A 12609-nucleotide genomic window follows, 5' to 3' on the forward strand; every position below is an offset into this window, starting at 1 on the left:
CAAAAGAAATTCATTGCTCATCCCGCTATCTTATTTTCTTCTTCTTTGATATCCTTAACGTAGTACATTTTTAAGATCCTTCCATTTTTGACTTCTACTTCCCCTCGATATTCACAATCAAATTTATCTTTGATGAGATCATAGGTATTTTCAGAAATATTAATTTTGCCAATGTCTGAATGAGATTCCATACGGGCGGCAATATTTACCGTATCGCCCCATATGTCGTACGCAAACTTTTTGGTGCCTACAACACCGGCCACTACTGGACCTGAATTTAATCCCACCCTAACATCAAAATTTGCGTCATCATAAAGAGAATTTTCTTTGGTCTCTTTTACAAACTGAGTCATCTCAAAAGCGGCCATTAAAATTTTGTAGGCGTGATCCTGATTGGGAAAGGGAAGACCACTTGCCGCCATATAGCTGTCTCCAATAGTCTTTATTTTTTCAATATCATATTTCTCCATGATTTTGTCGAATTGAGAGAAATAATAGTCTATGGTTTTTATAAGTCTTTCCGGGGGAAGGTTTTCTGCAATGAGCGTAAATCTTTTAAAATCTGCAAACAGAACCGTAACCGATTCAAATTTTTTAGCTCTAACCTTTCCATTTTTCTTTAATTCCCTGGCAGTTTCTTCAGGAAGGATATTCAGTAGTAAAAGTTCAGACCGGTTTTTCTCTTTTTCAATAATGGCACTGGTTCTCTTGATAAACCGGTTTCTACGATAAAGTCCGAAAGCCAGGAGACAAACCAGAAAAGAAGCAACGGCAATGGAGATTACCACCAATTGTTGATTTTCTCTCTGTGCACTTAGCAAATCTACTTCTATCTGCTTTTGTGCTACTTCATAATCTGCCCGGAGCCCGGCCATATTCTGAGCGGTAGAAACGTTGAGCACACTATCTCTATAAATAATATATTCTTTATAGAATTTATAAGCTTCAGGGATATTTCCGGTCTTTTCATAGATTTGCGCCAACCTTAAATTGGCTTCTCTGGTTTCATTTTTAAAGCCATAGGTTCTTGCCAAATCCCGACTTATGCTTGCAAATTCTATTGCAGTTGAGTCTTCATTTTTTTCTGTATAGATATCTGCCATTCCATTTAAAAATTCGCAAATCGGAGAATAATCTTCTGCTTTTTCCAGAGCCTGTATGGCTTGTTGAATATTTTTTTCAGCTTCTTCATTTCTGCCTAGTTTGGCATAAGCAAGCCCTAAAGTTCCCGAACAATACGCCAGGCCAAGATCAAAATTTATATTCTTAAAGATCTGTTCAGATTCTTCCAGATAGGATATGGCCATATCCATTTGATTATTCTTAAGATATCCATCCCCTGCATTGAAGATTACTGAACCAAGCGTGAGGGAATCCTTTGTTTTTCTGAAAATTTCAATTGCTTCATTATAATAATTTAATGATCTCTGGTGGTTTTTAGTTAGGGAGTACACATCGCCAAGAGTGACTTTTATTAATCCCAGCTCTTTTTCATTTTTAGCTACTGAAGCTGCCTGAAAATAGCTTTCCAGAGCCTCAGTAAAATCACCTCGTGAAGCCAGCGCATTGCCTTTTTGTAAATATCCTGTATAGAAATAGCTTTGGGAATTCCTTTTTTTGGCAATCTCTAAAAGCTCCTCAGAAAATTTTAATTTCATATAAGGTGCTATTGAATTTTCTGAAAGGTCCTTTAGAATTTCTAAATTCTGTCTTGCTCTACTGCTGGAATTGTAGATTTTTTCAAGGCTGTCTGCTTTTGTTTGATTCTGTGAAAAACCTTTATTTACTGAATTGACAAGAAACAGTAACAGAAATAAAAATGTCCTGTATTTCAGCAAATGAATACGCATATTGTTTAAGTGGATATAAAATGATTAATCCTGTGCTATTAGTTTGAGCTTGGGATCTATGGAATAACTTGTCCAGGTCCTGGAACCGCGCTTTCTTACCTCAAAATTTAAAGTATATTTTTCCTCATTTCCGGGTTCCCCATTTTGTACTCTTCCTACAATAACACCGGTGCCATTTTGCTCACTTATTCTCCCCGTTCCCAGTAGTTTAATTCCATTGTCGTGCTTAAATAATTTTATCCTTACCAGTCCTCCACTACCGGGTGTAGAATTACCTTGCCAGATTATTATATCGCCCATTTTCACATCAAGTGTGAAATCTTTATTTTTCGTTTCTGGTGGCTGTCCAAATGTAGCAGTGCTATCAACATTATTCTCATTGATATTTTCAGTATCAACTTCAAGTTTTATCATTTTTTGATTCTGAGAGTGGGAATCCGCGCTAAATAATAATGCACCAATAAAAAGAAGGACAATTGTAGCTTTAATTTTCATAATTATAATTTTGGTTAGTTTATAAGTAGATAAAATAAAGCTATTACTTAATTCAAAGTTGTGAGTGGGGAATGCCAGAACATAAAATTACTTATATCAGGCTTTGCTAAGATAGTAAATAATTTTAACCAACTGTAAATTAGATGTTTGTATTTAGATAGCTAGAAAAAAGCATAAAAATTTAATCGGTATTAGCTTAGATTGAAGGTTTAAGAGCTATTCAGTTTAATTCATCCTGATATTTCTATTTTTGCAAATATTAGGAATATCAATAAGTTTGATTTTGGCCGGACTCATTAAATTTTTCAGGAACAATACCAGAGAAGTGGGTTTTGGATGGATGCTTACGTTTCTCTCCAGTTTCGGGCAAACCTTTCTTATTTCCATCTACGTTCCTGAGATATTAAAGACCTTTGCTATTTCTAATGGTTTATTCGGTAGTATCTATGCCATTGCTACGGTCACTTCTTCAGTAATTATGCTTTCGGTAGGACATATGATAGATCATAAGCCAGTAAAAAAAATAACGGCACTTACTGTAGCCGGACTTGCGGTGTCTTCTTTTCTACTGGGAATTTCTCATTTGAGTATTGCGATTCTCATCATTGCCCTTATCGGATTAAGATTGACCGGCCAGGGACTAATGAGTCATATTAGCTTAACCGTTATGTCCCGGCATTATGAATTAGACCGGGGAAAAGCCTTAAGTATCGCGTCCCTTGGCTATGCCATTGGGGAGGCTATCTTTCCAATTTGTATTTCAAGCCTTATACTTTGGTATGATTATGAGATCGCAGCGATGGCCAGTGCAGCCTTCCTGTTTTTATATTTGATCAGATTATATTTTTCAGATCTTACCCATTTTGATAAAGGTCTCGAATTGGCAACAAAGCCTTCTGCTAAATCTTTGATGAAGGAATATAAAAGTCTCCTGAAGAAGAAGGCATTTTATATTCTTATGCCGGTAAGTTTTGCCCTTAGTTTTACGATCACCGCAGTATTTTTTTACCAGTATGTTATAGTTGAAGATAATGGCTGGTCTGTTTCGCTTTATGCCAGTTTTTTTACCGTTTACGCCTTAACAAGGGTGGTGTTTTCAATTTACGGCGGTGTACTTGTGGATAAATATACCGGAAAACAAATGTTTCGCTTCTACCTGATCCCATTTACATTAGGATTACTTCCTTTTGCCTTTTCTGATAGTATTTTTGGAGCCCTGGTTTTTCTGATTCTTGCGGGCATTAGTGTTGGGATGGCTGGTACCGTGAAATCCGCAGTTCTGGCTGAAGTCTTCGGAACAGAAAAATTAGGAACCATAAGAAGTGTTTTTACCATGTTTATGGTGTTAAGTACTGCTTTGGGACCTCTGATTTTTGGAACACTGATGGATATGGGAACAGAATTTGGTTCTATATTATTGGTTACTGCCATAATTCTGGGACTTATTATTCTTAATGCCCAGCGTATTAGACGTATCTAAACTCTAGATTATCTTCTCCCTTTGTTTTCATATGAAAATTTAAAGTAATTGATAATCAAATTATTATGAAATTTTGTTTGGAAAATCCGTAACTTATTGAGTGTATAAACCTTTAAATCAATAAGTTATGTTTATTGGAAAATTTTATAAAATAAGTATGTTGCTGTTAATTTTAATGAGCTTCTTTTCATTCGGATTAAATGCTCAGGTAAGAAAGGAACTGAAAATGACAAAAGCCGAAAAGGTTAAAACTTATGATGAAGTGGTTTCAGATCTACAAAAGAATAATAAAGAAGCAGCAAAACAGTTGGTAAGCTGGAAGACCGCAAAAAATTTCTTGTTAACTAAAGAAGGAAATTTCATTCCATATTATCCGTCCGGAAGTGGGATTAATCAGTCAGATAACCAGGTTTTATCTGCTACTCCGGTAAATTGTGCAAAAATTCCCTGTCCCGATATTTTTAAACCTGATGTCGTCTGCTGGGAATGTCACTGAATTATAAAGTGGCGAAGTACTTTTTCCAAGTTATGATGCTTCGTGATGTCCGTTATTGATTTCATTCAGTTTTATACTAATAATATAAAGATAGCCACCCTGAATTTTCATGAGTGACTATCTTTCCCTACTGTAATCGTTATTCCTTAAAATGAATTCAATGCATTTTTAGATTGAAAGGTTTCTTTGTTGAATTTGAACTTTATAACAATTTCATGTGATCCATTATGATATTCAGCAAAATCGTTCGTAGCAAAGTCATACGAATACCCTAAGAATAATCCTTCCAGTATCTGAAATCCTGCATTCCCAATCATAGCTTCATCATACCTGTAACCCAGGCCAAGACTTAGCCTGTCAAACAATAAAAAGTTTGCATTGGCATTTAAGGTGATTGGATTTCCCTGAATCACATTAGCCAGAATTGAAGGGCGAAAAGTAAGTGTCCTGTTTAGATCGAATTGATAACCTGCCAGTATATTATATTGAATTTTATCAGCTACGACGTTACGAACTTCCTCATCATAAAAATCCTGCTTAAAAAAATTTGGAACTGAAATACCTGCGTACCAACTCTCTGATGAAACCATCAAACCAGCTCCTACTTTGGCGTAAAATTCATTACTTATATTATTTCTAGCTATATCACCTGGGTTTTCAAAATTTCCTTTGTTGAAATCAATATCTAATAAAGCTCCTCCGCCATTGATTCCCAGAGATATAATAGTGTTTTCACTAAGAGAAATGTTATAAGCATAAACTGCCGCAAAAGATTTGTAAGATGCCGGCCCAATCTTATCATTTACCAGATTTAGGCCAAGACCCATTTTGTTGTTTGAAAGGGATGTTCCGTAAGACAGCCATTGGGATTCTGGGGCACCGTTTATCCCGGTCCACTGACTTCGAAACATCCCTGTAATATTGCTATTTTCCAGTGTGCCTACATACGCAGGATTCACGTGCTGGAGATTGTACATATAGTTTGAATATTGAGGTTCTACCTGCGCATTCATTGCGTAAAAATTTAAAATGAACAGGCCTATGATTAAGTGTTTTATATACAGTGATTTCATAATTTTCATTTTATCTTATTACTTGAATCCATCCTTCCATAAGCGGGGAGCCATCTCCCAGATCTAGAATATAGAAGTAAGTTCCATTCGGTATCTTTTTGTTATCTCCAACCGAAAATCCGGTATTAGAGGTTCCATTCCACGTATTATTGTAGCCAGAGGTTTCAAAGACCTTATTACCGTGACGATTAAAAATCTTAAGGTTATTCTTTGGAAAGTTTTGGATACAGTTGATTGCAAACAAATCATTCATACCATCTCCGTTTGGAGAGAACTGATTGAAAACTCTAATGCAAAGAGGGTCTAATTGAACAATAGACATATTATCACTCTCCTTTTCATCATTTGGAGTAGAATTTCTGAGGAAAGCCATGTTTTCATAAATACCATTTTCCAATATTTCCAGCTTTACCACCAATTCAGCCATGGAATTCATTTCCAGGGTATCTATTTTCCATTCTCCCGTTATATGGTTATAAGTTCCATGAGTGGCGAGACTTTCAAGATGTTTAAATCCGCTTTGAATATTCTCCTGAATAATAATATTACTGGCATCCAACTCTCCGTTATTAGCAACTTTAATAGTAAATGTGACCATTTGACCAATTGCTGGCGTCATAAGATCTACTGTTTTTAACACAGTAAGATTTGCGAACTTATCGCAATTCTCGTTATCAGGATTTGGATCGCAAGGATCTAATGGATCAGAACCACCATCCACTTCATCTCCATCATTGATTCCATCATCATCAGTATCAGGATCGTTTGGATCGGTTCCAATATCATTTTCATCCTCATCATCAATCCCGTCATTATCCTGGTCGTTGTCTTCAGACTCACAGTTTTCATTATCCGGGTTGGGGTCACAAGGATCTAGCGGATCAGAACCACCGTCTACTTCATCACCGTCATCAATTCCATCATCATCAGTATCAGGATCGTTTGGATCGGTTCCAATATCGTTTTCATCCTCATCATCAATCCCGTCATTATCCTGGTCGTTGTCTTCAGACTCACAATTTTCATTATCTGGATTAGGATCGCAAGGATCTAACGGATTGGATCCGCTATTTACCTCATCACCATCATTGATTCCGTCCCCATCGGTATCTGGATTCGTAGGATCGGTATTAAGGTCGTTTTCCTCATCATTTGTAAGTCCGTCTTTATCCTGATCACAAGGTCCAGCAGTTGGATCCGGATCGCAAGGATCTAATGGGTCTGAACCATTATCAACCTCGTTACCATCATTAATTCCATCACCATCGGTATCCGGATCATTCGGATCTGTTCCGATATTGTCTTCCTCGTCATCATTTAAACCATCGCCATCTGAATCATTCGGAGTAATTTCACAATTTTCATTATCGGGATTTGGGTCACAAGGATCTAGCGGATCTGAACCACCATCAACTTCATCACCGTCATCAATTCCATCATCATCAGTATCAGGATTCGTAGGATCGGTATTGATGTTATTTTCTTCATCATTTGTAAGTCCGTCATTATCCTGATCACAAGGACCTGCAGTTGGATCTGGATCGCAAGGATTTAACGGATCTGAACCACCATCCACTTCATCGCCGTCATTAATTCCATCTCCATCAGTATCTGGATTCGTAGGATCGGTATTAAGGTCGTTTTCTTCATCATTGGTAAGTCCGTCGTTATCCTGGTCACAAGGTCCGGCAGTTGGATTAGGATCACAAGGATCAAGCGGATCGGATCCACCATCAACTTCATCGCCGTCATTAATTCCATCATCATCAGTATCAGGATCGTTTGGATCGGTTCCAATATCGTTTTCATCCTCATCATCAATCCCGTCATTATCCTGGTCGTTGTCTTCAGACTCACAGTTTTCATTATCCGGATTTGGATCACAAGGATCAAGCGGATCAGAACCACCATCCACTTCATCACCGTCATTAATTCCGTCCCCATCGGTATCCGGATCATGTGGATCTGTCCCGATAGTATCTTCCTCGTCATCAGTTAAGCCATCGCCATCTGAATCATTCGGAGTAATTTCACAATTTTCATTATCGGGATTAGGATCGCAAGAATCTAACGGATCTGAACCACCATCAACTTCATCCCCGTCATTAATTCCATCCCCGTCGGTATCTGGATTCGTAGGATCGGTATTGATGTTATTTTCTTCATCATTTGTAAGTCCGTCATTATCCTGATCACAAGGACCTGCTGTTGGGTCTGGGTCACAAGGATCTAATGGATCGGAACCTCCTTCAATTTCATCCCCATCATTGATTCCATCGCCGTCGGTATCCGGATTCGTAGGATCGGTATTGATGTTATTTTCTTCATCATTTGTAAGTCCGTCATTATCCTGGTCACAAGGACCTGCAGTTGGATCCGGATCACAAGGATCTAATGGGTCTGAACCATTATCAACCTCGTTACCATCATTAATTCCATCGCCGTCGGTATCTGGATTGGTAGGATCGGTATTGATATCATTTTCCTTATCATTGGTGAGTCCATCATCATCCTGGTCACAAGGGCCTGTAGTTGGATCCGGATCGCAAGGATCTAATGGATCTGAACCACCATCCACTTCATCTCCATCATTGATTCCATCATCATCAGTATCAGGATCGTTTGGATCGGTTCCAATATCATTTTCATCCTCATCATCAATCCCGTCATTATCCTGGTCGTTGTCTTCAGACTCACAGTTTTCATTATCCGGATTTGGGTCACAAGGATCTAACGGATCTGAACCACCATCAACTTCATCCCCGTCATTAATTCCATCCCCGTCGGTATCTGGATTCGTAGGATCGGTATTGATGTTATTTTCTTCATCATTTGTAAGTCCGTCATTATCCTGATCACAAGGACCTGCAGTTGGATCTGGATCGCAGGGATCTAATGGATCTGAACCACCATCAACTTCATCCCCATCATTAATTCCATCCCCGTCGGTATCTGGATTCGTAGGATCGGTATTGATGTTATTTTCTTCATCATTGGTGAGTCCGTCATTATCCTGATCACAAGGTCCAGCAGTTGGATCTGGATCGCAAGGATCTAATGGGTCTGAGTCTCCATCAACTTCATCACCGTCATTAATTCCATCTCCATCGGTATCCGGGTTATTTGGATCTGTTCCGATATTGTCTTCCTCGTCATCATTTAAGCCATCGCCATCAGAATCATTCGGAGTAATTTCACAATTTTCATTATCCGGATTAGGATCACAAGGATCAAGCGGATCGGATCCACCATCAACTTCATCACCGTCATTGATTCCATCGCCGTCGGTATCCGGATTCGTAGGATCGGTATTGATGTTATTTTCTTCATCATTGGTGAGTCCGTCGTTATCCTGATCACAAGGACCTGCAGTTGGATCCGGATCACAAGGATCTAATGGATCTGAACCATCATCTACTTCATCACCATCATTAATTCCGTCGCCATCGGTATCTGGATTCGTAGGATCGGTATTGATGTTATTTTCTTCATCATTGGTGAGTCCGTCGTTATCCTGATCGCAAGGACCTGCAGTTGGATCCGGATCACAAGGATCAAGCGGATCGGATCCACCCTCAACTTCATCACCGTCATTGATTCCATCGCCATCGGTATCCGGGTCATTCGGATCTGTGCCGATATTGTCTTCCTCTTCATTGGTAAGTCCATCATTATCATTATCCTGATTTCCTACGCATTCGCTAGTTAGAATGTTTACGTCATGAATATCTATGGATTGTTCAAGGGAAATATCTAAAAGAGCACTAAGACTTACTTCTACGCGATTGAAATCTGAGGGAGGGTCTATAGTAAGCGTGATTATTTCATTATTCTGAAGACTTGTAAGAAGAGCTACATCCAAAAGATCATTGGCTGAAGTAGTAAATTCGTTACTACCGTTTAAGGATGCAGAAAACTCTAGATTTTGTAAAACCCCTACTGAAACCAAAGAGCCATCCATCTTAAAGCTAATACTGAACTGATCATTTTCGGAATTATTCTCCAGATAAAAAAGCTGAGAAATTCTAGAAGCGACTCCGGCAGTTCCAAGACTTATCTGCGAAAATGAATTAAGGTTTTCATCAATAGCGAAATCTGGATTTTTAATTCCTGCATTGCCAAGATCTAAAACATCCAGGTTAATACCAGAAGCATCTCCAGAGGTAAAATTTGGTTTGTAGCATTCTGGGGCACTCTGTATATCATACAATGAATAATATACATCCATAGAATTTTCATTGCTTAAACCCAGGATTCCTGCGGTAATATCTTCAATACGAATCCTGTTATATTCAGAATTTGGAGTTACTGCAGCATAAAAATTCCCTTCGCTGTCACTAACAATTTTAAAATCATTGCTACTCTCGAAAGAATCTGTAGCGTAGGTTGCTAATACACTGTTATTAAACTTAGGTTGAATCTCAAAATAATGATTGCCTAGTATTAGAGTACTGGTAACATCAATGATTAACTCGCCTAAACTTCCCTGTAATAAAGAGTTAAGGATGTCATCTTGAAAATCTAAACGAATGTAAGAAGTTGTTCCTGAGGAGAGCGTTTCGGGATAACCCAATTCAAGGATCCCCGTTTCTGAACCAATACCCAATGCGATTCCTGCATCGGAATTTAACCTGGCGTAAGTCTCATTAAAATTTACAGCATTTTCAGGGTTGGTGACATTATCACTTGTAATAACAGAATTCGCAACCTCTTGTCCGTTTATTTCAAGAGTCGAGGTGAAAAAAGCGATAATTGACAACACAAAACAAAGCTGTCGAAAAGTAATTTTCAACATAAGTTCGAGATTTAAATGTTAGACATTTTATCTCAATCCAGTAGGGTAAACTGAGAACTTAATAGTTACTTTAATTTAAAAGTCACTATACAACGATTTGTTTGTTTGATTTTTTTGAAGGTAATAAAAATACTACAAAATATTCATTTGTATTAATCATATAATGTTAAAAATATGAGAAAAATATATAAAAAATCCATTAAATAGACGTAATACTCTAGTTTTAGGAAATTATGGGTATTATTTCATAAAAAATAGATGTAAATATATTGTGTATTTTATCGTCAAATAATGCTGTTTATGAAATTTTGGATTTAAAAATGGTAACTCTGGTACAGCTTATTCAAAGTATCGGTATCAGCAGAATTTATATGGGTGATTTTTTGCGCCATGGTCTTTAATCTGATAAAAATTTTCAAAAGGGATCCAGCTACCTAAATTTTGGTTAATCCCACTTCATCTTCTGTAAACGTACTGCATTCAATATTGCCAGCAAAGCCACACCAACATCCGCAAAAACAGCTTCCCACATCGTGGCGAGGCCACCTGCACCTAGGATAAGTACAATGATTTTCACCCCAAACGCCAGTCCAATATTCTGCCAAACAATACGTCTGGTGGAGCGACCAATTTTTATAGCCCTTGCAATCTTACTTGGTTGATCGGTCTGGATAATAACATCCGCCGTTTCAATGGCGACATCACTTCCTAAACCACCCATTGCGATACCTACATCACTTGCTGCCAGTACTGGCGCATCGTTGATCCCATCGCCAATAAAGGCGACTTGCGTATCCAGCTGTTTTTTGAGCTCTTCGACCTCGTTCAGCTTATCTTCTGGTAATAACCCACCTTTTGCCCAATCTATTCCCAGTTCCTTTGATACTTGTTGCGTAATGGAATCTTTATCACCTGAGAGCATGATAATTTTGGAAATTCCCGATTTCCTAATTTGTTCAATCGCCTGATGGGCATCCTCTTTCAATTCATCAGCAATGGTTACGTAGCCGGCAAATTTCCCATCAATAGATACCATCACGATAGATTCAACAATATCGCTAGTTTCTTTGGAAACTTCTATACTGTTTGCGGTTATTAATGCTTTATTCCCAACCAGGACAGTTTTTTTGTTTACAGTTCCTTTTAGACCTTTTCCGGCAATTTCAGAAACCTCATTTGCATCAAAATCGGCTCCTTTAGCTTTATACTCCAAAATCGCTTTAGCAATGGGATGGGTAGATTGTTCTTCCATCGCCATTAAATATTGCATAAATTCCGCTTCAGAAAAAGCCTGATTCTTGACCACTACTTCTTTGATCTTAAAAACCCCTTTGGTGACCGTTCCTGTTTTGTCCATTACTACGGTATTCACTTTGGTCATGGCATCCAGGAAGGAAGCACCTTTGAACAGAATTCCATTTCGAGAGGCAGCGCCCAATCCGCCAAAATATCCGAGGGGAATAGAAATAACCAGCGCACAGGGACAGGAAATTACCAGGAATATAAGAGCTCTATATAGCCAGTCTTCAAAAACATAATTTTCAACAAAGAAATAAGGGAGGAAGGTCAAACCAATGGCAAGAAAAACAACGATAGGTGTATAGATCCTGGCGAATTTCCTAATAAATAATTCGGTTTTGGATTTACGGGCGGTGGCATTCTGCACCATATCCAGAATCCGGGCAATAGAGCTATCTTTAAATTCTTTGGTAGTTTCAATTTCAATAACGCCATCCAGATTAATGCTTCCCGCAAAAACTTTGTCACCTTTGGCAATAGTATCGGGTTTGCTTTCACCGGTTAAGGCGGCGGTATTAAAAGAACCTTTTTCAGAAAGCAATATTCCATCAAGGGGCACTTTTTCCCCCACCCGAACCTGGATTTTCTCGCCAATCTCCACGGTTTCAGGATTTACCGAAACATAATCTTCATCCCGATATACCAGGGCTTCATTAGGACGAACGTCCAACAGGGCTTTAATATTTCCCTTGGCGCGATTTACCGCGGCATTCTGAAACAATTCACCCACCGCATAAAAGAGCATTACGGCCACGCCTTCGGGATATTCGCCTATGGCAAAAGCCCCTAGGGTGGCTATGGACATTAATAGGAATTCCGTGAAGAAATCACCATTCCTAATACTGTTCCATCCTTCCCTGATTACCGGGAAACCCACCGGGATGTATGCCACAACATACCATATAATGCGGACCCAACCCTTGAAAAATGGAAAAGCATCAAAGTAATCGATGGCAATTCCCACAATCAGCATTACAAAGCTGAAAATAGCTGGTAAATAGGTCCTAAATTTGGATAACTCTTCCGGGCTGGTATGGTTGTGACCATCGTTGTGAGTGTGCTCTCCTGAATGTTCTTCGGTAGTGATGTCCCGTAGGTTGAGTTTTTTCTTTTTCATTTTT

General features: G+C 38.5%; 7 protein-coding genes. 2 read left to right on the forward strand and 5 right to left on the reverse strand.

All coding sequences use genetic code 11. The features are described 5' to 3' along the window. Window positions 1-17: 17 nt before the first annotated feature. Window positions 18-1658, reverse strand: coding sequence for an adenylate/guanylate cyclase domain-containing protein (locus tag GFO_RS00080; protein ID WP_229664743.1), 1641 nt, complete (start codon window positions 1656-1658; stop codon window positions 18-20). Between the two features lie 216 nt (window positions 1659-1874). Next, window positions 1875-2345 carry a hypothetical protein gene (locus tag GFO_RS00085; RefSeq protein WP_011707948.1) on the reverse strand — a complete coding sequence of 157 codons (471 nt, stop codon included), beginning with the start codon at window positions 2343-2345 and terminating at the stop codon, window positions 1875-1877. Between the two features lie 283 nt (window positions 2346-2628). Here GFO_RS00085 and GFO_RS00090 point away from each other — a divergent pair, with 283 nt between their 5' ends. Beyond that, the gene (locus GFO_RS00090) at window positions 2629-3825 is read left to right on the forward strand and encodes an MFS transporter (protein WP_041250179.1); all 1197 of its coding nucleotides are present in this window, start codon (window positions 2629-2631) and stop codon (window positions 3823-3825) included. Window positions 3826-3952: 127 nt separating this feature from the next. Then, window positions 3953-4321 (forward strand): hypothetical protein, encoded by a 369-nt coding sequence (locus GFO_RS00095; protein ID WP_011707950.1) that lies wholly within the window; start codon window positions 3953-3955, stop codon window positions 4319-4321. A 146-nt stretch (window positions 4322-4467) separates the two neighbouring features. Here GFO_RS00095 and GFO_RS00100 read toward each other — a convergent pair whose 3' ends face one another. From GFO_RS00100 to GFO_RS00110, 3 genes are all read right to left on the reverse strand, one after another. After that, a complete protein-coding gene (locus GFO_RS00100; protein WP_158308611.1) occupies window positions 4468-5394 on the reverse strand; it encodes a PorP/SprF family type IX secretion system membrane protein in 927 nt (308 codons plus the stop codon). A gap of 10 nt (window positions 5395-5404) precedes the next feature. Continuing rightward, window positions 5405-10189: a T9SS type B sorting domain-containing protein gene (locus tag GFO_RS17175; RefSeq protein WP_011707952.1), complete on the reverse strand. Its 4785-nt coding sequence runs from the start codon at window positions 10187-10189 to the stop codon at window positions 5405-5407. A gap of 445 nt (window positions 10190-10634) precedes the next feature. Continuing rightward, complete coding sequence (locus tag GFO_RS00110) at window positions 10635-12605, reverse strand: heavy metal translocating P-type ATPase (protein WP_011707953.1); 1971 nt, start codon at window positions 12603-12605, stop codon at window positions 10635-10637. Window positions 12606-12609 lie beyond the last annotated feature (4 nt).

Source organism: Christiangramia forsetii KT0803 (genome assembly GCF_000060345.1).
In the GTDB taxonomy this organism is placed as follows: Bacteria; Bacteroidota; Bacteroidia; order Flavobacteriales; family Flavobacteriaceae; genus Christiangramia; species Christiangramia forsetii.

Coding starts and splice junctions, on each gene's coding strand:
- GFO_RS00080 (WP_229664743.1), bottom strand. CDS start 1,658: ATGAAATTAAAATTTTCTGAGGAGCTTTTAGAGATTGCCAAAAAAAGG.
- GFO_RS00085 (WP_011707948.1), bottom strand. CDS start 2,345: ATGAAAATTAAAGCTACAATTGTCCTTCTTTTTATTGGTGCATTATTA.
- GFO_RS00095 (WP_011707950.1), top strand. CDS start 3,953: ATGTTTATTGGAAAATTTTATAAAATAAGTATGTTGCTGTTAATTTTA.
- GFO_RS00100 (WP_158308611.1), bottom strand. CDS start 5,394: ATGAAATCACTGTATATAAAACACTTAATCATAGGCCTGTTCATTTTA.
- GFO_RS17175 (WP_011707952.1), bottom strand. CDS start 10,189: ATGTTGAAAATTACTTTTCGACAGCTTTGTTTTGTGTTGTCAATTATC.
- GFO_RS00110 (WP_011707953.1), bottom strand. CDS start 12,605: ATGAAAAAGAAAAAACTCAACCTACGGGACATCACTACCGAAGAACAT.